A 20227-nucleotide genomic window follows, 5' to 3' on the forward strand; every position below is an offset into this window, starting at 1 on the left:
CTTCACATGTCCGTACCTCTGTATTATCGGAGGGACGGACCTATTATGAAGGGGAGGAGGGAAAAAAGTGTTGTGGGGGTGACTGGAGTTTCCGGAGAGAATTATCAACTAAATGAAAAATTACAATTATCCGGGGTAGAATCGCAATTGAAATGATCGGAAAAGGGGAGGGGGTGGATTTAGGACGGTGAATGAGAAGTGTTTTAGGCATCGAACACGAGGTATCAGCGGACGGCGGAATCGATGTCTTAATTAATCCTACGAATTCTCGTACGATTAATAATCAGCAGGAGAACGGAATCCAAGATAACGGCGAAATTCCCATTTTAACGGCGATATTTTCAATATAACGGCGAAATCTCACTTTTAACGGCGAAATTCCAAATATAACGGCGAACAGACAATTTTCAAGTTCTTTCCCGACAAAAAAAGAGATGCTCTCATCAAGCATCTCCCATTCATCAATACGCCTTACGGAAAAATTCCGCAAGTTCCTGACTATGTTTTTTGCGTGCTTTACGGTGCTCGGCACGGTTCTTGGCTGTTTCGTTCAGCCATTTTTCTTCTTCTGTTTCCGGTACGACTTCCGCAATGACGGCTGGTTTATTGCCTTCTAAAGCAACAAAGGTCAAGAAGGAGATGGCTGCCACATTGGTTTCTCCTGTTAGAAGCACCTCTGAAGTGACCTTCACACAAACCTCCATGGAACTGCGTCCAGTATACGTGACCATCGCTTCCAAAGTCACGGCATCCCCGACTTTGATGGGCTGCAGGAAGTCGACGGAATCTGTTGAAGCCGTTACGACGGGCTTGCGGGCGTGACGGGTAGCGGCAATGGAGGCCACGTCGTCTATATAGGCCATCAGTTTTCCACCGAACAATGTACCATGATGGTTGGTGTCGGGTGGAAGAACGTGGGTCGTTTTACTTGTTTTCGTTTCTTTCATGAACTTTTTTTCTCTCAATGAATTCACCTTCCGTTGTCAATGTGAAAAAAGATTGCTACCTTATACTATTCACTAAAGGGGGTCGGAAGAAACATAATCGCGAGAAAAAATTATAGAAATATACTAATGATAATGGCCGTTATGAAGCTGGCCAGTGTACCCGCTATGATGGCCTTCAAGCTTAACTTAGAAACCATTGGACGCTGTGTCGGCTCCAAAGAACCCAAGCCGACGATCAATTGACCGATCGAAGACAGGTTCGCAAAGTTACAAAGGGCAACAGAAAGAATGGCAACGGTCTTAGGAGAAAGCTCGTTCATCATTCCTGAAAGTTCTTTGTATGCAACGAATTCATTCACAGAAAGCTTCGTCCCGATGATGGAGGCCGCACGGAACGCTTCATCCATTGGAATACCGACGAGAAGTGCCAGTGGATAGAACAGATAGCCGAAGACCGTGGAAAGGCTCATATCGACTGCACCCAGCAATCCGTTGATGAAAGCAAGGATACCGATGAACGCGATGAGCAGTCCCCCAATATTGATGGCCAGCTGTGTACCACTGAGGGCACCTTCGGAAATCGCTTCGAATACGTTCGTATGACTGGTTTTTCCTAACGAAATATCCCCATTCGTCTTGGATTCTTCCGTTTCAGGCTCGATGATTTTGGCCATCACAAGAGAGACGATTGGCACACTGAAGACGGATAGAAGAAGGAATTTCATGTCGATTCCCATCAATGAATATCCGATTAATATCGCTCCGCTTGCTGAAGCTGTACCCCCAACCATCACGGCAAAAAGTTCAGAACGTGTCAGCTTAGCTAAATAAGGCTTAATCAACAGGGGAGCCTCTGCCAAACCAAGAAAGGAATTCCCGATCGCATTAAACGACTCAACCTTTGTCGTCCCAAGGATTTTACCCAACCCGATTCCGATATATTTTACAAAGAACGGGATGATGCGTAAGTAATAAAGTGCTGAAATGAGTGCAGAAATAAAGATGATCGCACCCAGGACATTGATTGCGAAGACAAATGAAATATTTGTACCTTTTTCGAAGAATCCTCCGAACACGAACATGATTCCTTCATTGCTGTAGTCGATGACTTTCTGTACGCCCAAGGCTGCTTTTTTCAAAATGGTTTGTCCGAATGGGACTTTTAATACAAATAAGACAAGCAGGAACTCAAGGCAAATCCCAATGATGATCGTACGCCATTGAATGGCTGATCGGTTGCTGCTCAACAACCAGGCCAAAAATATAACTCCAAGTAATGATAAGATGCCATATACTAAACTCATAATACCAATCCCCCAACATGTAATCTTCAACGAATTCTCAAGGTTATGTCGTATGATGTCAGACCTCTCGTGAAAACAAATAAAAAAAGTGCATGAAGACATTCTCTAAAAAATAGGGAAAGTCTCCATACACAAACAGCATATAGAAAAGACTTTCCTTATAGTCCGGCACTTTAAGGCTGCCAGGTAGAGACTTATGGTCCATATCACCATAGATATATAAGGAATTCGTATGAAGTTGATTTGAAATATGTTTTCTACTCTACCACACGACGGAAGACGACCACAATAGTTTTTTATAAAAGAAAAGCATGGAAAAACGTGGTGAATCTCTATGACTATCTTTCTGCTGAAATAAAAAAGAGGGACGGACCTTCATTCCTATGACCTGGTCATAGGAATTGAGGTCCGTCCCTCTCTTGTATCTTCTTATTTTGTGCGTTCTAATAGGTTTGCCAGAACGTGTTTTTTGTAGGATTCTACATAGCGTTCCTCGTAGTGGCGTACGCCTGCTTTTTTTAGTTCTTGTACGTACCAGCCTTTGCTTCCGATATGCATTGAAATATACATCCTTTCTTTGCGTAGTATTGATTGGAATCTCCGACTAGCTCTTCGCATGAGCTACGTTAAGATTGCTTACGGTTGTACATTGTAACATCTCATTTTTAATGAAAAAAGGGGGAAAAGGGAATTTTTCGGATTCATCCTTTTCTGAAAACTTTTTTGTGGAAAATGAAGAGTTTTCAGCCAGTGAGTCCAACCTTGGTCTTTCGACATATCCTGGGTAATACAATGCAACAGTCTGGGGTTGCAAGATAAAAGAAAAGGAATGATCCGCATCGGATCATTCCTTTTTATTGAACAGCTTTCTTCAATTCCAGTTCTTCTTTTTCAAAGCGCTCGAACATGATGAAGAAGAGTCCGGCACTCACCAGCGCAAGGATCGACAGGATGATAAACGTCCAATCATATCCTACATAAAGCGATAGAGTGATGGATAGAGGTGCGATCGTTCTCGCAACTGTGAAACGCAGGCTGGCTGCGGCAAAGTACTGCCCCCGCATATGATCCGGAGCGAGCTTTGATACGAAGCTTTGCTGGATACCCGCTGTCATGAGCTCTGCGAATGTGAACACCGCCATGGCAATCACGAACATCCAGACCGAGCTCGTTTGTCCAAACATAAAGATGGAGACGGCGTAGATGACGGAGGATAGGATGAACACATTACGCTCACGGAATTTCGTGATCCATCTCGTGATGACCACCGTAAGAAGGGCCACCAGGAATCCATTTTCAGATAAAATTAATCCGAATACCTGCTCACTCACAAGGGTCAATGACCAGTCCCCGAAGCTGAACAATGTGGCCTGATCGACGACATCTTTAATATATACAGGAATCAGGAGGTCCAATTGCATGAACGTTTGACCTACCAGGACTCCGGCTAAAATAAATAATAAAAACGTTTTGTCTTTAAAAATAACACTATAATCCTTCATCTGATCGGCTATCACGCTATGCCAGACTTTCTTTTTTCCTTCTGTCACTAATAGCTTACTAGTGTCTGTAGGTGCTGTTTCTCTCGTCATTTTATATAAAAGAAGAGCTAAGAGCATGCAAATAAGCGCAGCGGCAATTAAAAGCTCGAAGCGGTAGTGAACATAGAAAATCCCACCAAGTATCGGGCCGACCACCACGGCAATATTAATGGATGTGTAAAAAACGGCAAACACATGACTGCGGTCCTTTTCATCCACCACATCGGCCACCATCGCCTGACTTGCAGGCCAATAAAACGATCCAAATACCCCTACCAAACTAAAACAGATAAAGCCGATCATAGCTGAATCGAGCCAAGGTGAACTGGCCAGTCCAAAGATTAAAAAAGCACAACCTTGTCCAAAGGCCGAAATGACCATCATTCGCTTACGGCCAAAGCGGTCTGCACAATAGCCTCCCATCAGGTTAGCGAGTACGGCAAATACCTGCGAGAGAACCAATAGTAATCCTGCCGTCTGCTTTCCGAATGATTCTGTGAAATAAATCGTCAAAAACGGAAAGAACATCCAGAAGGTAATGTTAATCGCTGCTTCCCCAAACAGCCGAACCTTTAAATTACGGTCCCAATCTCTAATTCTCATCTATATTCCTCCCCTCGATGAACGCTAGATGAACTAGAATATCATAGCTCGATAGGACAAAATATACAAGACTGATTTACTGGTATTTACAAAATATTTACTCATGCTGAAGCGGCGTCTAAAGATACCATTTTCTCCTTTCTGAATACATTAAAAGTATTGAAAGGGAAAGGAACGGTGGGTGGAGGTGATCGATAGGCTAATCCTTATTACCGGTGCATGGACGCAGGTGATCGGAACGGTGATTGCAGCAATTGGCGAAACCATGGTCATACAAGAAGAACGATACAGTCAAGAGCCTCTCGGATTTCGGTTGGTCTCCATCGGAAACGGATTTGAAGCGGCAGGAAATGCACTTCAGGGTGTGGGAGCGGAAAAGCTGTCAGACGGTTCGTTTGGTGAAACGTTAAGAGTGATTGGTGATTGGATTCAAGCTTCAGGAAATGTCACAAATGTCGCAGCAGCTGAACTCCAATTCGCAGGAAGAGAAGTGGAAGGATTGAATCTTGATATATTTGGAGACACCGTCCAATCCTTGGGGGCGGGATTGGAAGCATATGGGGCCACGTTGGGTACCCGGGAGTTTTCAGATCTCCTGGCAGCCGGAAATACACTTCAATCCCTTGGTGCAGCAATTGAAGCGATAGGAGAAGTATATATTTTAAAGGAAATGAAGGAGATCGGCTTACAGATCACCGCATTCGGAAGCTATGCCCAGGCAGCCGGAGCAACGATTGCAGCCATTGCGTTGACGAAGCAGTATGGGGGAGCTTTTTGACCGAAAGAGGAGGATTTGTTTCGAAGAATGGACTTATAACATGAGGAAGGGAAGGTAGATGGGATCATGGGAGAAGGATACACGGATTGAAGGGGAGGGGATTGCGTCTTATTCGTGTTTTTTGCGTCAAAATATAATTTTATGCGTCTTTATTTTGATTTATGCGTCTTTTTCCAAATTTATGCGTCAAAATTTCGATAAATGCGTTTTTTTCCATTTACATACAATAGATTGAGCGCTCAGTCAAACGATCCTATCCAAATCCCCACCTCATCTCCATAAAAAAATCCCAAAAGGCAGCCAAACCACCTTCCGGGATCCTCGACAGTCAAATCTTAAAATGCCCAGCCGCCATCGCGGAATACGGCTTCAGTCGAGCCGTCTTCTTTCACTCCATCGATGTTCATTTTGTCAGAGCCGATCATGAAATCAACGTGTGTGATACTGTTGTTCAAGCCGTTTTTCTCAAGCTCTTCTTCATTCATTTTCTTTCCGCCTTCGATACAGAATGCGTAGGCATTTCCGATCGCAAGGTGATTCGATGCGTTCTCATCGAATAATGTGTTATAGAATAACACATTCGATTGAGAGATGGGGGACTGATGAGGAACAAGGGCGATTTCCCCAAGGTAATGAGATCCTTCATCTGTATCCACAAGGCGCTTCAGGATTTCTTCGCCTTCCTCAGCCTTAACGTCCACAATGCGGCCGTTTTCGAATGTAATCGTAAAGTTGTCAATCACGTTTCCGCCGTAGCTAAGCGGCTTCGTGCTTGATACTGTTCCGTTCACACCTGTTTTTAATGGAACCGTGAATACTTCTTCCGTTGGCATGTTCGCCATGAAAGTGGTTCCTTGTTCGTTCACACTTCCGGCGCCTACCCACAGGTGACCTTGAGGAAGCTCGATCGTAAGGTCCGTCCCTGGTGCCGTGTAGTGTAGTTTTTTGTAGTTCTTTTCGTTCAGGTATTCCACTTTTTCATGCAGGTTTGCGTCGTGATCCTTCCATGCCTGGACAGGGTCCGCCTGGTCGGCACGTACGGCTTTGAAGATGGCATCCCAAAGTAAATCCACTTGCTCTTTTTCAGAAGCATCGGGGAATACTTTTGCAGCCCAATTTTTAGATGGGGCTGCCAGTACGCACCAGCTCACTTTGTCCGATTGAATGAATTGACGGTATTTGGACATTGCTTTCCCAGCTGCTTTTTGGAAGTTTGAGATGCGATCTGGATTTACCCCTTTAAGCAAATCAGGGCTTGAAGATACGATACTCATGAAGGCAGCTCCACCCTCAGCAAGCTCTTCAACTTCTCTTGCTTTCCACTGAGGGAACTCCTGGAATGCTTCGTCTGGAGCAAGATCATATTTCGTACGGTTTACCACATCATCATTCCAGTTAACGTAGACATGCTTAGCCCCAACTTCATAGGCTTTCTTTACCACTAAACGGACAAATTCTGCCGAATCGATGGAAGTGTTGATGACCAGGGTCTGACCCTTCTGAACATTGACGCCGACTTCAACAGCCAGGCTAGCGTATTTCTCAAGATTTTGTTGGAAATTAGACATATGTATTCTCCTTTTTTCAGAATGTTCTATTACATTCTTATTGTATCAGTGCGGGCACCGTTTGCAAGTGTTTACACCCATCTTTCTATCGTATGCGAAAGTATGGAAAAGTATTTGTTTTGTGCATGATGAAAATGAACGTTCTGTGGCAACCAAACAAGAAACATAGCGAACCAAGGGGCAACTATACTATAATGATTGAAGCAATACTTTAGATAAAAAAGGGGGAAGAAACAGTGCCGTGGAATGTCCTTTTATTACGAATGTCCGCCATCTATGGGTTTATTGGAGCATTTCTTGGGTCTCATATGGCAGGAGCCGGATCGTATGCATTTAAGCCCATTCATGCTCATATTTTAGTAGTCGGCTGGCTAAGCTTATTTGCATTTTCATCCTATTATCGTTCCTATCAAGTACCGAAATCTTCTAAACTGGCATTTGCCCACGTATGGACGGCAATTATCGGTTCGCTCGGATTAACCGTCGGAATGTGGATGTACAACTTAAATCCATTCAACCTGCCAGGGAGCTTCACGATGGTCTTCTATATAGTAGGAGGAAGCACGTTATTACTCAGCTTTTTCCTATTCGTGTTCATGACATTTAAATATAGTGAGAGCAAGAAGTAGAAGAGGGGCCTGTTTTCAGTTGGAAAACAGGCTTTTTGGTAGTTGTACCTGGTACAAATCGTGTGAAATGTACCAGGTACAATCTGGACGAAAAGTGCCTGGCACCGCACCACTAAACTGCTCCACTACAAAAAAACTCCTCCCCATCAAAATGGAGAGGAGTTTTCACACCTAAGTTGACGCTTCATCCTGCTGTTGCTCTTGAAATAAGAAACGGTAGTCCATCGGGTTTTGGATCAAGTCGGCCAGGGTGTATTCGTCAAGGACAGAGAGATAGGCGTTCAACGCTTTGCCGAGAACATGCTTTAGTCCGCAGACTGGAGTGATGACGCAGTTGTTGTTTGTGGCGTCAAAGCATTCGACAAGATGGAAGTCTTCTTCTGTGGTCCGGACGAGTTTTCCGATATTTATATCTTCTGGGGAGTGTGCCAGTTTGATACCGCCGTTTCTGCCGCGGATCGTTTCAATCAGACCGTTTTTCCCCAGCTCATACGTCACTTTCATCAGGTGATTCTTTGAGATGCTGTAGGCATCAGCGATTTCTTTTATATTAGAGAGTTCCTCTTTTGGTTTTGAAGCCAGAAAGATCAGGACTCTCAGTGAGTAGTCAGTGTATAAAGTTAGTCTCATTTATCTCACCTTTCCAATCCGTTATTTTTATTATACAGAAGGAAGCATGTTTGTGTCTAAATGTGGCTGTTTTGTTAAAGATGTATTTTATATATTGCTTTGTGGAAAAAAGAGGAGTACCCTAAAGGTGTATTCAAAATATATCTTTAGAGGTGACCAAAATGCTATCTCAAAAAACCATTGAAATCGTGAAGTCAACTGCACCTGTGTTAGAAGTCAAAGGAACGGAAATTACGTCCACTTTTTATAAAAATTTATTTACTAATCATCCGGAACTGCTAAATATCTTCAATCATGCCAATCAAAAAAAGGGAAGACAGCAAACCGCATTAGCCAATACGGTGTATGCAGCTGCACAGAATATTGATAAGCTCGAGATGATCCTGCCGGTTGTAAAGCAAATCGCTCACAAGCATAGAAGTTTAGGGGTTAAGTCGGAGCATTATCCGATCGTTGGGGAGCACTTACTTCAAGCCATCAAACAAGTTCTTGGAGACGCAGCGACAGATGAAATCATTGAAGCATGGGGAGAAGCATACGGTGTCATCGCCGGAGTATTTATTGATGTAGAAGAAGAAATGTACAAAGAAACGGAGAACAAAGACGCCGGATACAGAGACTTTAAACCGTTTATCGTCGCGAAAAAGGTAGTGGAAAGCGATTGTATCACTTCCTTCTATCTTCAACCAAAAGAAGGGGGCAATGTCCCAACTTACATGCCAGGTCAATATATATCCGTACGGGTGACGATCCCTGGTGAAGAGTTCACCCATATCCGTCAGTACAGTTTATCAAGTGCGCCTATGGAGAATCTCTTCAGAATTTCTGTTAAAAGAGAAGCAGAATTCGATCCGAAAGGGAAGGTGTCTAATTTCTTGCATGACAAGGCAGCCGTAGGAAGTGAGATTGAAGTCAGTGCACCAGCCGGCGATTTCTATTTAGCGGATGGCGAATCACCCGTTGCCTTTATAAGCGGAGGTGTCGGAATCACGCCTATGATGAGTATGCTTGAAACGGTCGCGCGAACGAAGCTGGAGAGACCTACTGCCTTTATTCATGCAAGCAAACATGAGGGGATCCATGCCTTTAGAAATGAGGTCGACAGTCTAATCAAAGAGTTGATGAATGCGGAAGCTTGCTATGTTTACGAAAATCCCCGTAACGAATCTCAAGGTCATTTTAAAGGATATGTGAACAAAGAGATCCTTTCTCAATATGTGGATAGAGAAACGGAATGCTATGTATGCGGGCCGGTACCATTTATGAAAGTTGTCATCTCTACGTTGAAAGAGATGGGAGTTCCTGAATCGAACATTCACTTCGAATTCTTCGGTCCAGCGATGGATTTATCGAAGAAGGAAATTGTAAATGTTTAAAAAGCGGTTCGGCAAACAGAAGAACGCCAGGAAGCCCTGGCGTTTTTTCGTTTTTATAAGCGATGTTCATCCTCATCCACTCGATTTTTAAATGCTTCCTGGGTCACAATCAGTTCTTCATCCCCGGCTGCGTCTTCTGAGTGTTTTCCCTCTGGTGCACTATGCTGAGGGAAGTTTCCTGGATGTCCCTTTTTCTTTGAGTCGAACGATTTTCCACGTGCCATGTAAGCCACTCCTTTTCATCCGTGATACAGGTAGTTTTTCCAGCTCATACGAAAATATGTGAAGAGGAATTGTCAGAAAACAGACGTATCTTACACATACAGACCTGGAGTCTTTTGGATATACTAATGGTAACAAGTGGGGAGTAATCGATACGTCAAAGACCAGCCGCGTCCACTTTAGTTTGAAGCAGGAGGGGTTATGGATGGATTTTTCGATGATCATATCTGAGCAACGAATAAAGAAGGCTTATGAAGAGGGCGAATTTAAAGAGCTGCCGGGCTACGGTAAACCGCTTCAGTTAGACGACGATTCAGGAGTGCCACAGGAGTTGAAGATGGCTCACCGGATGATGAAGAATGCCGGATATACGACGGATGAAATGAATATAAAAAAAGAAATGATGCGGATAGAAGACTTGATCAAAGCATGCGATGACGACTTGGAGAAGCAGGAGCTGCAGAAGAATCTGAATGAAAACATGCTGAAATACAACGCAATGCTATCCAAGAAAAGAATCAATACAAATGGTTCTTTATTCAAAAATTATGAGCATAAAATAGAAAACAAGCTGCTGAAATAATGAAAACACCACTTTCGACAAGGAAAGTGGTGTTTCTTTATTTCTTCCGGGGTTCCTCTTTAAATAAGAAGAATGAGATCACTCCGGATAAGAGTGCCGCTCCAATGATGATCATGGTCTTGGCTTCGGAAGGAATTTCAGAGTATCCTTTGCCGAGCATCCAATTTGCTACGACAGCTACGATAAACATGATGGGAATCATCATAATGATTCTTCGTTTCAAGGTGCCACATCCTTTAGTACTCTAATGATGCTTTTAGTTTATCATATTTTACACCTCGACACTGCGTTGAATTCGTTCCGCACTTGTGGCAGTGTCTTGAACATATTGAGCAATCATGCGGTTATCCCCATGTAGGGTTTCAATGGTAGCGCTGATTTCCTCAAGTCCTGCAGAGGTTTGTTGAATGACAGCTGCAAGCTCTTTCGTCGATAGCTCAGCTTCTTCGGTTTGGTCTCTTACTTCTGATGCCGTAGAGGTTAACGTATTGAACTGGTTTGACAAGGAAGCAAGCTTTTCACGCAGTGTCGTGAAATAATCTGTTACCTCACCGGTTGCTCCGACATTTTCATCCAGCTTTTCTGAGCTTAGATTCATGATTTCGACAGCAGAAGAGTTCACTGAATTAACAGAAGCGAGATTATCGTTAATGCGGGTGGCTGTGTTTCGTGTAATCTCTGCCAGTTTCCGAATTTCATCGGCTACTATACTGAATCCCCGTCCGGCTTCTCCTGCCCTCGCCGCTTCAATGGACGCATTCAGAGCGAGCAGATTGGTTTGATCCGTAATGTCTTGAATGCTTCCAATGAACGTATTCGTTTCTTCTATTTTGCTTGTTAATTCGCTGAACGTTTGACGAAGGCCTTCAATGATGTTTTTCAACTCAATCATGTTTTCCTGCAAGTAAGTGACGCGCTCACTGCCCGAAACAGCAATGGAATTCGCTTGAGTGGAATGGACAGTGAGATTGTTTGAAAGCTTGGAAACCTCCTCCATTTTACTCATCGTCGTCTCGGAAACGGCAGCAATGTTGTTTATCTGATCACTTTGTGTGACGCTTCCCGCTGATATTTCATTCACGGCCGTTCTCATTTCATCATGTGAGACGAGGTGAGTTTGAATCTGCTCGTTGATTTGATGAATGCTTGTAGAGATGGTCGCTAATTCTTTCTGTAGGAAGTTTCGTTGTTCTTCTTTTTTCATGCTTTCGCTTTCTGTCATCTTGATGAATTCCTGAAGCTGCTTGAATTGATTGCGGTTCAAGTGAATCACCACTCCAAGGACCGTCCCCAATAGTACATAAACAAGCAGGGCGGGAATAAATAATTCTGTGAAAATCGGGTCGTTTGCAGGTGCAAGAGCTCCATTTAAGATGAATAAGGCCAGTCCGGAACCGTAACCGATTCCAAAGATCACTGGATTGAAATGAATCGCACTTATGACAGCCAAAAATAATAAGATGACTATTTCGTTGGGATTGGACCCTTCTAAAAACAGCCAGATTCCGATAATGGCATAAACAGTAGGAATGCTGAAATACACAAAAGAATGTGGCTTTTTCAACATTAATTGCAGCACAATGAAGTATGCAGACAGAAAGAGAATCTGTGAAGCGAAAACGATTACGGTTATGACTCCTGACTCATTTAAGATGGAATACGTCAGGGCTGCGGCCAGGCTGATGGAATAGGTGATAAGAAGCAGCAGATTTTTCCTTTTACTATCGATTTCTTTCAATTGCTTTGGGGTCATGACGGTTCTCTCCTTTAATATAAATACCTATATATTACATATATCGACAAAAAAAGGTTGTGCTTTATAACGGTTTACGGTAATTTATGAGAAAATTTCGAACGCTTTTGCCTCTCAATAATTAGAAGTTCCATCCGATATTAGTAGTAGACTACGAAGAGTAAGGTGGAGCGATCGATGGATAAGACGTCTTTAATAGGAGTCATTTTAGGATTGATAGCGGTTGGAGTGGGGATGGTTTTCAAAGGAGTAAGCCCTGTTGCCTTGCTTAACCCAGCAGCCATTTTGATTATTTTACTGGGAACAGTGGCAGCGGTGACCATTGCCTTTCCAACCCATGAAATTAAAAAAGTACCGAAGCTATTCGGCATACTGTTTAAAGAACAAAAACTGCAGGACCCGAAACAAACGATTCAATTTTTCTCCCAATTAGCAGATCTTGCCCGAAAGGAAGGACTGCTTGCACTCGAGGCCAAAACCCAGGAAGTGGATGACCTTTTTTTGAGGGACGGACTTTCATTAGCAGTTGATGGACAAAGCGCTGATTATATACGGGATGTGCTGCATGAAGAAATTGATGCCATGGAAGAGAGACATAGTGCCGGGGCGCTCATCTTCACACAAGCGGGGACCTATGCACCGACCCTCGGCGTACTTGGAGCGGTAATTGGACTTATTGCGGCCCTCAGTCACATGGACAATACGGATGAACTTGGTTATGCCATTTCAGCGGCCTTCGTTGCGACGCTCCTCGGTATTTTCACGGGATACGTTCTCTGGCACCCGTTTGCTAACAAGCTGAAGCGTAAGTCAAAGCGTGAAGTACAGATGAAAATGATGATGGTAGAAGGGATCCTATCGATCATCGAAGGAGAATCGCCACGGGTGATCGAACAGAAGCTGGCATCCTACTTACCGGCAAGTGAACGATTATTGTTGTTAAAGGGGGATGAGGATGAGGCGGCGTAAGAAGAAACATGACGACGAGCATATGGACGAGTCCTGGCTGATCCCTTACGCGGATTTGCTAACCCTGTTACTGGCCCTGTTTATCGTGCTTTATGCGTCAAGCTCGGTGGACGCTCAAAAATTCAGGGAACTTTCCCAGGTGTTTAGTGAAATCTTCACGGGAGGAACCGGAATGATGGAGTATCCCAGTCCCGTAGCTCCTCAGCAGTCGAGCGATCAGGAAAGCAAACAGGCAGCCTCTGCAGGAAATGAAGAGGAAAAAGAGAAGGAACTAACGAAAGAAGATCTGGAAAAGCAGGCTTTCCTGAAGGATCAGGAAGAGCTGAGGGGAATTCAGGAAAAAATCAATCAGTATATCAAAACGAATCATTTAGAAGCTCAATTCGTCACGAAGCTTACCGATGAAGGATTGCTTCTCACGATCCGGGACAATGTATTATTCGCCTCGGGATCAGCCATAGTCCAAGGAAATGACCTGAGCGTGGCCGGTGAACTATCGGCACTTCTTGAAATGAATCCTCCACGGAACATTATCATCAGCGGACACACGGACAACGTCCCGATCAGCAACGCGGAATACGATTCAAACTGGGAGCTAAGCGTCATGCGGGCGGTCAATTTCATGAAAATCATCTTGGACAATCCTAAGCTTGATCCCCAGTGGTTCAGCGCTAAAGGATTTGGAGAATTTGAACCGATTGCCGACAATGCTACATCAGAAGGCCGGGGACAAAACCGCCGGGTGGAAGTGTTGATTCTGCCAAGGGTATCGGAATAAGAAACAGGATCTGCAGTCAGAATTCGACTGCAGATTTTTTTATTGAAGTTGCCGTATTTCCAGGGAAATGAACGGTTTTTGTCGAATGGAAACCACTTCCTGAAACCCAATCAAATAGTTTTCCACCAACTGAATGATCCTTATCCTTCTTCATTTTCAAACAAAATGTTTCACACAACCAAATTTAGGGAAAAGTTTGAAAAACCATTTAGAAGCTGTGGCTAATTTTTCAGGAACAGGGGTCTCATTTAGAAGAACAAAGGCATTATACATACGTTTGTATCATCATTTACGTCTGCCCCAATCAAGAATTCCAAACCTTAGCCACTGCCTCTACTAAAAGGAGGAGCACGATTGGATACGTTTTTTGACATCATAGGTAAAGTTTCGGCATGGTTATGGGGGCCCCCATTAATCATTGTCCTGGGTGCAACGGGTTTGTACCTGACATTTTTATTGAAATTCATACAATTTCGCTATCCTCTCTACATATTTAAGCAAACGATAGGGAGCGTTTTTAAGAAGCCGAAAGGCGAAGGAACGGTGACACCGTTGCAGGCGTTGACGTCGGCTTTGTCGTCCACGATCGGGGCGGCGAATATTGTCGGTGTACCGGCAGCGATCATGTTTGGTGGACCGGGGGCCATCTTCTGGATGTGGGTGATTGCCTTAATTGGAATGGCCCTTAAGTTTTCCGAGAGTGTACTTGCGGTTCGCTATCGTGAGAAGAACGAAAAGGGAGAATATGTTGGCGGTCCCATGTACTACATGACAAAAGGATTAAACATGAGATGGCTCGGGGTATGGTTTGCTTTTGCCCTTATGATCGAGCTGATTCCAAGTGTGATGGTGCAGGGGAATGCTGTGGCATCAACGGTAGAGGAAACCTTTAATGTAGATGGACTTATCACGGGCATTGTCATTGCCCTCATCGTTGTATTAATCGTATTTGGCGGCATAAAGCGTATTGGGAAAGTGACGGAAATCTTTGTACCGTTCATGGCTCTGATCTATGTAGGAAGCGCATTGGTGATTCTATTTATGAATATCGATGCAGTACCGGAATTCTTCAGTCTGATACTGTCGAACGCATTTCAACCCATGTCTGCAATGGGTGGGTTCGCCGGGGTAGCGGTGGCTGAGACCATCCGATGGGGATTTGCCCGTGGGTTATATTCCAATGAGGCCGGACTTGGAACGGCGCCGATTGCCCATGCGGCGGCACAGACCGATCACCCTGTTCGTCAGGGACTTTGGGCGATTGTTGGAATCGTGATCGATACCATCATCGTTTGTACAGCAACGGCCTTCGTCGTGTTATCTTCAGGGGTATGGACAGCTGAGAATGCATTGGATGATCCTTCAGCACTGACAACAGAAGCTTTCTCAAGTTATTTCGGGGAATTTGGTGGAATCCTCGTGACGATTTCATTGATTTTCTTCGTGTTATCGACGATCATTGTCATCGTCTTTTATGGAGCAAAGCAGGCAGAGTTCCTATTTGGCTACAAAGCAGCACAAGGAATCAAGATTGTTTATACGGTTGCGATTGTGCTTGGTTCCGTTGGAGCAGCAAAGGTCATTTGGCAATTCCTTGACTTGGCCCTTGCGGCGATCTTAATTCCGAATATCATTGCGGTACTTCTCCTAAGTAAAGAAGTGAAGAGACTTACACATGAATTCTTTACGTCAGATGAGTATTATTTGAAAGACACTGGCAAGGTAAAAGAAAAGAAAATATCATAGTCGAATAGACTTGTTTTTCCGAGAGGGAGAGCAAGTCTTTTTTTGTTTTTCTATCCTGTATCGTGTTAGATAATAAATAATAATAATTTCCTTAAGTTTCCATCTTGTCTAAATTTAAACAAAAGTTTAGAATATTAACAAAAGTCATTTTTCTTAATAGGGGTGGGAGCTTGTGAACGATAAAGAAAAGCTTTTGTTGACGTATATTGAGGAAAATCCGTTTATGACTCAACAGGAATTGTCGGAGCGAAGTGGATTATCGCGCTCAGCCGTTGCAGGATATATCTCGAATCTGGTGAAACAGGGGAAAATCATGGGGCGTGCGTATGTTCTTCCAAAGAAAAATGGGATTACGTGCATAGGGGGAGCGAATATCGACCGTAAGCTTCAGTTGGACGGGAGATTGATTCCTGAAACCTCAAACCCTGCGAAAACAGAGCAATCCAGTGGTGGCGTGGCACGCAATATCGCCGAGAACTTAGGACGTTTAGGGAAACAGGCCAATTTGATCACGGTGGTTGGAGAAGATACGGAAGGAAGCTTTCTTTTATCTCATACGAAATCGTTTGCCGATGTATCGGCATCCCAGCGACTTCTAAATGAAAGCACCGGGGCTTACTCCGCCATACTGGACGAAGAAGGGGAAATGCTGTTTGCCCTGGCTGATATGAACATTTATGAAAGCGTTGACATTGGTTTTATTGATAAGAGATGGGGGTTGATATCTTCATCGGAAATGGTGCTCCTCGACACCAATTTTCCAGAGGATGTACTTAAATACATCATCCGCAGGTGCCAAACCGAGGGGGTGCCCCTTACGATCATCCCGGTTTCTGAACCGAAAGTGTTGAAGCTGCCAACATCATTGGAAGGGGTTTCCTGGTTCATATGCAACAAAGGGGAAGCGGAAACGTATGTAGGAATGACGATTGAGACAGAGGGTGACTATTTTAAAGCGGCTAAAGCCATCACCCAAAGAGGGGCAGAGAGGGTCGTGATTACCCGGGGAGATCAGGGATTGATCTATTACACTACTTATAAAGAGGCGAGAGCCGTTTTGCCTCCCAAGGTTGAAGTCGCTGACGTGACAGGTGCAGGAGATGCCCTTGTCGCGGGAATATTATTCGGTTATTTAAAAGGGTCCGATACAGACGGTGCCTGCCGGATCGGGGTGATCTGCTCGTCGATCACTCTGCAATCCAAATATACGGTGGCGCCTACGCTGAACAAGACGAAGCTTCAACAAGAGTTTAGTCTTTTCTATTAGTTAGAGGGGGAAATGTACATGAATATCGACTCATATATTGAATACTCACAGGAAGTGAGAGAAGCCAGAAAGACAGGAAAGGCGATTGTGGCATTGGAATCAACGATTATTTCTCACGGAATGCCCTATCCACAAAATGTGAAGACCGCTCGTGAAGTAGAGGATATCATTCGTTCCAAGGAGGCCGTTCCCGCAACGATTGCCATTTTGAACGGGAAAATCAAGATTGGGTTGTCCCATGAAGAGATCGAATATTTAGGGCAGGCAACAGACGTGATCAAGGCAAGTCGCCGCGATATCCCTTATATTCTTGCTTCCAAAAAGGACGGTGCGACTACGGTTGCTGCTACCATGATTTGCGCGGAGCTAGCTGATATTTCCGTTTTCGTGACAGGGGGCATCGGCGGTGTTCACAGAAATGCAGAGGTGACGATGGATGTTTCCGCGGATCTCGAAGAACTTGCCGTGACGAATGTGGCCGTTGTCTGTGCAGGGGCAAAATCCATTCTGGATATAGGCTTGACGATGGAATACCTGGAAACAAAAGGAGTGCCTGTCCTAGGATACCAAACAGAGTCCTTACCGTCCTTTTACACACGAAGCAGTCCTTTTTCAGTGAACTATAAAGTAGAGACACCGGAAGAGACGGCTGATATATTAAAAGCGAAATGGGATCTTGGATTGAAGGGAGGCGTGGTGGTCGCTAACCCGATCCCTGCCGAGGATGCCCTGGATGAAAACGAGATGAATAGGATCATAGAAAAAGCATTAAACGAAGTGGAAGAACAAGGGATTGCCGGAAAGGAAGCAACACCATTCCTCTTGGGTAAAGTAAAGGATTTAACAGACGGAAAGAGCCTTACAGCGAATATCGCCCTCGTGAAGAACAATGCTCACGTAGGAGCAGATATTGCGGTTCATTACGCCAAGCTAGCCAAGGTAGAAAGCTTCTAATCTATGTGAAAATAGTGAACCCGGGGCAGATTGTAAAAGCCCGGGTTTTTTCATTTAAATATATTGGTCATTTATATGTAACTGGAGGTAGGGTAAAATGGTGGTAAATAACGTTACGAAAAAGGAAGGTAATATGGCTGATTTGCAACCCTATCATGCATTGAGTGTTGATTCGATTCCAGTCCCGGCTGCAATAATAGATGTGAAAAACCAAGCTTTTATTGAAGAAAATGAAGAATGGAAAGGATTGACCCTGCAAGAAGATAATTTTCTTCAGAGAATGTTAGAAGAAAAGAATTGTTCCATTCGCTTAAATCATTATACCTACACAGTGAAACGTAAACAGATGGATGAGCAAAAAGAATTAGTGATGATTGTTCCAGAGGCCTGTGGAGAGAAGCACGTTTCTCATGATTATTCGAATAACTCCCGCTCGGCCATATATGAGTCTCTTATTTATAACACCCCGACTTGTGTATGTATCCTTGATAAAAAAGGGAGAGTCGTGGAAATGAATCAGTCCTTTCAGGATCTGTTTCATATTCCGGATACCGTTCTGGGTGAGTCCCTTTGTAATCAAACACCCCTTCAGAATCAATCCTTTATTACCTTAGTGATGAACGGAATAAGGGGAGTGAATACAACCGGGGAAGAAGTAACCTTCATCATGAATAAGGAACGGAAGATTACATGCAATATTACAATTTCCCCGGCCAATTACAAAAGTGATGGGACCGTAGACAGTGTCGGAATCATCCTTCACGACATCACGGAGAAGAAAAACTATGAAAACGAACTGGTCTCATTGAAAGCGGAACTCGAGAACACGCTCCGGCTCCAAAAGACGATCACCTATAAGATCAATAAGAGAGACAATGAATTTGTGATCGAGATGGCGGCAGGGGAGCTATTAAAAAAATTGAATCTGACTCCTTCAAAGGTGATTGGTAAAACCATTGAAGAAGTATTTGATTCCCATCACTTAGGGAAAATCCAACCTAAACTAAAGCGCATATGGGAAACAGGGGAAGAGTTGACGTATGAGGATGAATACAAGGAATTAGAATATATCGCCTCCATCGTTCCAGTGGTGCAGGATGGAAACGTAGTGGAAATCATCTGTTCCATTTCGGACATTTCCCTGATCAAAGATATTCAGAGAAAACTGATCGAAAGCGAACAAAAGTATAAGTCGATTGTGAAATACAGTCCTGACAATATTTATATGGTCGATACAAAAGGGATCATCCAGGAGGTGAACCCCGCTGTGAAAACGCAGTGGAATCATATCTCTCCTCATATGATCGGCAGTCACTTCAGTGAATTCATCGCGGAAGGCAGCAAGCATTCAGCCATCTATCACTTTGAAGTCGCCCTTAAAGGAGAAGCGTCAAGATTTGTCACCACCTTCGAAAATGGAGAAGGTGGCAAAAGCCATGTCGCGGTCACCAACATCCCGATCCGGGTCAAAAACAAGGTCATCGGAATTTATGGATTCGGTCAGGACATCACAGAAAAACTGAAGATGGAAGAAGAGCTAAAGGAAGCGAAAGAATTACTGGAAGCGTACTTCGAGCATGCCGGAGACGGAATTGTCCTTTTAGATCCAGAGGGAAGCGTATTAAAGGTCAATCAGCAGTTTGAATCGATGTTCGGCTGGAATAAGGATGAAATTACAGGACGGAAAATCACCTTTATTCACCAGGAAGACCAAGTAGGACAGTTCAGACAGAATTTAATGACCATCAAGGCCGGGAAGCGAATAAAGGATTATGAAACGGTGCGGTACCGAAAAGACGGCACGCCGATCGAAATAGCCTTTAACATGAACCCGATCATAAATGATGATGGAAACCTGATCGGTATTTCGGCCATCATCCGGGATTTATCCGAGAAGAAACGAAATGAAGACTTACTGAAGAAATCGGAACAGTTAGCGATGATCGGACAGCTTGCAGCGGGAGTGGCCCATGAAATCAGAAATCCCCTGACGACCCTGAAAGGCTTCCTTCAACTGATGAAAGAAAACGCGAAAGACGACTTTTACTTGGGGGTCATCCAGGGAGAGCTCGATCGAATCGAAATCATCACCAATGAATTTCTCGCATTGGCGAAACCAAGAGCCGTTCAATTTTCCCTGACGTCCTTAACGACCCTGCTCACAAGCTCTGTTGAATTCATAAAGATGGAGTGCCTGAAGCAAGGAGTCGATGTAAGATTCTCTGTGGAAGAAGCGGAAATTTATTGTGACTCCCATCAAATGAAACAGGTCATCTTAAACGTCATGAAAAATGCTCTCGAAGCTATGCCGAGTGGCGGTCTCCTGAGTGTTCAACTTGAAAAAGAGGACGGCTATGCGAAAATCTCCATCCAGGACAACGGAAACGGAATCCCTCCTGAGCGCATGAAGCATTTAGGAGAACCGTTCTACAGCACGAAAGAAAAAGGGACCGGACTCGGATTGATGATTTGCCAGAAAATCATCAAAGAGCATCACGGATCACTATCGATCCAAAGCAATGTAACAGAAGGAACGACCGTTACGATTTTGCTGCCGATTGCAAAAGAAAGATAGAAAG

At 44.0% G+C, this 20227-nt stretch carries 20 protein-coding genes and 1 riboswitch; of the genes, 11 read left to right on the forward strand and 9 right to left on the reverse strand.

The genetic code is table 11. The features are described from left to right. Window positions 1-191: 191 nt before the first annotated feature. The gene (locus DET59_RS21550) at window positions 192-350 is read left to right on the forward strand and encodes a hypothetical protein (RefSeq protein WP_181778064.1); all 159 of its coding nucleotides are present in this window, start codon (window positions 192-194) and stop codon (window positions 348-350) included. 111 nt (window positions 351-461) lie between these two features. On the opposite strand, the gene DET59_RS05865 is transcribed toward DET59_RS21550, so the two are convergent. The 4 genes from DET59_RS05865 to DET59_RS05880 form a co-directional block, all read right to left on the reverse strand. Further along, window positions 462-965, reverse strand: a complete 504-nt coding sequence (locus DET59_RS05865; RefSeq protein ID WP_113968670.1) for an acyl-CoA thioesterase — start codon at window positions 963-965, stop codon at window positions 462-464. 92 nt (window positions 966-1057) lie between these two features. Then, on the reverse strand, window positions 1058-2251 hold the full coding sequence (locus tag DET59_RS05870) for a NupC/NupG family nucleoside CNT transporter (protein WP_113968671.1): 1194 nt from the start codon (window positions 2249-2251) through the stop codon (window positions 1058-1060). Window positions 2252-2392: 141 nt separating this feature from the next. Next, a riboswitch (purine riboswitch) is annotated at window positions 2393-2494 on the reverse strand. 186 nt (window positions 2495-2680) lie between these two features. Then, a complete protein-coding gene (locus tag DET59_RS05875; protein WP_082386245.1) occupies window positions 2681-2809 on the reverse strand; it encodes a YflJ family protein in 129 nt (42 codons plus the stop codon). A 296-nt stretch (window positions 2810-3105) separates the two neighbouring features. Beyond that, a complete protein-coding gene (locus tag DET59_RS05880; RefSeq protein ID WP_113968672.1) occupies window positions 3106-4395 on the reverse strand; it encodes an MDR family MFS transporter in 1290 nt (429 codons plus the stop codon). 187 nt (window positions 4396-4582) lie between these two features. On the opposite strand from DET59_RS05880, the gene DET59_RS05885 reads away from it, so the two are divergent. Then, on the forward strand, window positions 4583-5173 hold the full coding sequence (locus DET59_RS05885; RefSeq protein WP_113968673.1) for a DUF6944 family repetitive protein: 591 nt from the start codon (window positions 4583-4585) through the stop codon (window positions 5171-5173). 335 nt (window positions 5174-5508) lie between these two features. On the opposite strand, the gene DET59_RS05890 is transcribed toward DET59_RS05885, so the two are convergent. After that, window positions 5509-6741, reverse strand: coding sequence for an aminopeptidase (locus DET59_RS05890; protein ID WP_113968674.1), 1233 nt, complete (start codon window positions 6739-6741; stop codon window positions 5509-5511). A gap of 236 nt (window positions 6742-6977) precedes the next feature. Between DET59_RS05890 and DET59_RS05895 the strand changes: the two genes are divergently transcribed. After that, entirely contained in the window at window positions 6978-7370 is a 393-nt protein-coding gene (locus DET59_RS05895) for a hypothetical protein (protein WP_397540917.1), read from the forward strand. A gap of 171 nt (window positions 7371-7541) precedes the next feature. On the opposite strand, the gene DET59_RS05900 is transcribed toward DET59_RS05895, so the two are convergent. Further along, complete coding sequence (locus DET59_RS05900; protein WP_113968675.1) at window positions 7542-8000, reverse strand: RrF2 family transcriptional regulator; 459 nt, start codon at window positions 7998-8000, stop codon at window positions 7542-7544. Window positions 8001-8161: 161 nt separating this feature from the next. Between DET59_RS05900 and hmpA the strand changes: the two genes are divergently transcribed. Then, window positions 8162-9376 (forward strand): NO-inducible flavohemoprotein, encoded by a 1215-nt coding sequence (hmpA, locus tag DET59_RS05905; RefSeq protein WP_113968676.1) that lies wholly within the window; start codon window positions 8162-8164, stop codon window positions 9374-9376. A gap of 53 nt (window positions 9377-9429) precedes the next feature. Here hmpA and DET59_RS21555 read toward each other — a convergent pair whose 3' ends face one another. After that, a complete protein-coding gene (locus tag DET59_RS21555; RefSeq protein WP_181778065.1) occupies window positions 9430-9600 on the reverse strand; it encodes a hypothetical protein in 171 nt (56 codons plus the stop codon). A gap of 203 nt (window positions 9601-9803) precedes the next feature. On the opposite strand from DET59_RS21555, the gene DET59_RS05910 reads away from it, so the two are divergent. Continuing rightward, complete coding sequence (locus DET59_RS05910; RefSeq protein WP_113968677.1) at window positions 9804-10181, forward strand: DnaJ family domain-containing protein; 378 nt, start codon at window positions 9804-9806, stop codon at window positions 10179-10181. A 37-nt stretch (window positions 10182-10218) separates the two neighbouring features. Here the strand turns inward: DET59_RS05910 and DET59_RS05915 are convergent, their stop codons facing one another. Then, window positions 10219-10404, reverse strand: a complete 186-nt coding sequence (locus tag DET59_RS05915) for a histidine kinase (protein ID WP_113968678.1) — start codon at window positions 10402-10404, stop codon at window positions 10219-10221. 48 nt (window positions 10405-10452) lie between these two features. Continuing rightward, the gene (locus DET59_RS05920; RefSeq protein WP_113968679.1) at window positions 10453-11934 is read right to left on the reverse strand and encodes a methyl-accepting chemotaxis protein; all 1482 of its coding nucleotides are present in this window, start codon (window positions 11932-11934) and stop codon (window positions 10453-10455) included. Window positions 11935-12111: 177 nt separating this feature from the next. Between DET59_RS05920 and motA the strand changes: the two genes are divergently transcribed. The 6 genes from motA (at window position 12112) to DET59_RS05950 (ending at window position 20223) form a co-directional block, all read left to right on the forward strand. Continuing rightward, complete coding sequence (motA, locus tag DET59_RS05925) at window positions 12112-12903, forward strand: flagellar motor stator protein MotA (protein ID WP_113968680.1); 792 nt, start codon at window positions 12112-12114, stop codon at window positions 12901-12903. Further along, a complete protein-coding gene (motB, locus tag DET59_RS05930; protein ID WP_258549586.1) occupies window positions 12890-13681 on the forward strand; it encodes a flagellar motor protein MotB in 792 nt (263 codons plus the stop codon). Before motA ends, motB begins: the two co-directional genes overlap by 14 nt. A 354-nt stretch (window positions 13682-14035) precedes the next feature. Next, window positions 14036-15427: an alanine/glycine:cation symporter family protein gene (locus DET59_RS05935; protein ID WP_113968682.1), complete on the forward strand. Its 1392-nt coding sequence runs from the start codon at window positions 14036-14038 to the stop codon at window positions 15425-15427. 172 nt (window positions 15428-15599) lie between these two features. Next, window positions 15600-16694 carry a carbohydrate kinase gene (locus DET59_RS05940; RefSeq protein WP_113968683.1) on the forward strand — a complete coding sequence of 365 codons (1095 nt, stop codon included), beginning with the start codon at window positions 15600-15602 and terminating at the stop codon, window positions 16692-16694. An 18-nt stretch (window positions 16695-16712) separates the two neighbouring features. Next, window positions 16713-17648, forward strand: coding sequence for a pseudouridine-5'-phosphate glycosidase (locus DET59_RS05945; protein WP_181778066.1), 936 nt, complete (start codon window positions 16713-16715; stop codon window positions 17646-17648). Window positions 17649-17745: 97 nt separating this feature from the next. Further along, complete coding sequence (locus DET59_RS05950) at window positions 17746-20223, forward strand: PAS domain-containing protein (RefSeq protein ID WP_113968684.1); 2478 nt, start codon at window positions 17746-17748, stop codon at window positions 20221-20223. Window positions 20224-20227: the final 4 nt, after the last annotated feature.

Source organism: Rossellomorea aquimaris (genome assembly GCF_003315075.1).
GTDB classification, from domain to species: Bacteria; Bacillota; Bacilli; order Bacillales; family Bacillaceae_B; genus Rossellomorea; species Rossellomorea aquimaris_C.

Excerpts from the sequence above, each read along its gene's own strand:
- hmpA (WP_113968676.1), top strand. The coding sequence starts at position 8,162 with ATGCTATCTCAAAAAACCATTGAAATCGTGAAGTCAACTGCACCTGTG.
- DET59_RS05950 (WP_113968684.1), top strand. The coding sequence starts at position 17,746 with ATGGTGGTAAATAACGTTACGAAAAAGGAAGGTAATATGGCTGATTTG.
- DET59_RS05880 (WP_113968672.1), bottom strand. The coding sequence starts at position 4,395 with ATGAGAATTAGAGATTGGGACCGTAATTTAAAGGTTCGGCTGTTTGGG.
- DET59_RS05945 (WP_181778066.1), top strand. The coding sequence starts at position 16,713 with ATGAATATCGACTCATATATTGAATACTCACAGGAAGTGAGAGAAGCC.
- DET59_RS21555 (WP_181778065.1), bottom strand. The coding sequence starts at position 9,600 with ATGGCACGTGGAAAATCGTTCGACTCAAAGAAAAAGGGACATCCAGGA.
- DET59_RS21550 (WP_181778064.1), top strand. The coding sequence starts at position 192 with ATGAGAAGTGTTTTAGGCATCGAACACGAGGTATCAGCGGACGGCGGA.
- DET59_RS05875 (WP_082386245.1), bottom strand. The coding sequence starts at position 2,809 with ATGCATATCGGAAGCAAAGGCTGGTACGTACAAGAACTAAAAAAAGCA.
- DET59_RS05900 (WP_113968675.1), bottom strand. The coding sequence starts at position 8,000 with ATGAGACTAACTTTATACACTGACTACTCACTGAGAGTCCTGATCTTT.
- DET59_RS05910 (WP_113968677.1), top strand. The coding sequence starts at position 9,804 with ATGGATTTTTCGATGATCATATCTGAGCAACGAATAAAGAAGGCTTAT.
- DET59_RS05920 (WP_113968679.1), bottom strand. The coding sequence starts at position 11,934 with ATGACCCCAAAGCAATTGAAAGAAATCGATAGTAAAAGGAAAAATCTG.
- motB (WP_258549586.1), top strand. The coding sequence starts at position 12,890 with ATGAGGCGGCGTAAGAAGAAACATGACGACGAGCATATGGACGAGTCC.
- motA (WP_113968680.1), top strand. The coding sequence starts at position 12,112 with ATGGATAAGACGTCTTTAATAGGAGTCATTTTAGGATTGATAGCGGTT.
- DET59_RS05870 (WP_113968671.1), bottom strand. The coding sequence starts at position 2,251 with ATGAGTTTAGTATATGGCATCTTATCATTACTTGGAGTTATATTTTTG.
- DET59_RS05890 (WP_113968674.1), bottom strand. The coding sequence starts at position 6,741 with ATGTCTAATTTCCAACAAAATCTTGAGAAATACGCTAGCCTGGCTGTT.